This is a genomic window from Shewanella sp. 10N.286.54.B9 (assembly GCF_041468565.1).
GTDB lineage: Bacteria > Pseudomonadota > Gammaproteobacteria > Enterobacterales > Shewanellaceae > Shewanella.
In genome coordinates this window covers 1-452 of the sequence record NZ_JBFRIY010000123.1, presented here as the reverse complement: position 1 = coordinate 452, position 452 = coordinate 1, and the positions used below count along the sequence as shown (strand labels likewise).

Here is a 452-nt window from a genome sequence, read left to right as displayed (position 1 = left end):
CCACAGCTGATTGAACAAGGAATAAAGCTTGGCAGAGATGGGTTATTTCAACATTTGAAAAGGCACGATATGTTGGTGAAGCCCATAAAAAACTACACCAAAACAACCAATAGCCACCATTGGCTTAGAAAGCATCCTAACTTACTAAAAGACAAGGTTGCTGAACGTGCAGAAGAGGTACTCGTTAGCGATATCACTTATGTTAAGTCAGATGAGGGAACACACTATTTATCCTTGGTGACTGACGCATACTCCAGAAAGATAATGGGATATGAACTCAGTGATGAAATGAAAGCCTCTGATGTCGTTAAGGCGTTAGATATGACGGTAAAGAACCGGACAACAACGGGTAATATCATTCACCACTCAGATAGAGGAATACAATACTGCTCAGCTGAATACCAAATGACATTAGCGGCCAATGGCATCACACCCTCAATGACAGATGGATA

At 41.4% G+C, this 452-nt stretch carries 1 protein-coding gene; it reads left to right on the top strand.

Annotation, left to right across the window (positions count from 1 at the left end; all coding sequences use genetic code 11):
* Nucleotides 1-452: DDE-type integrase/transposase/recombinase (locus tag AB4135_RS22075; RefSeq protein ID WP_371995561.1), on the top strand; the 452-nt coding region annotated here is incomplete at both ends.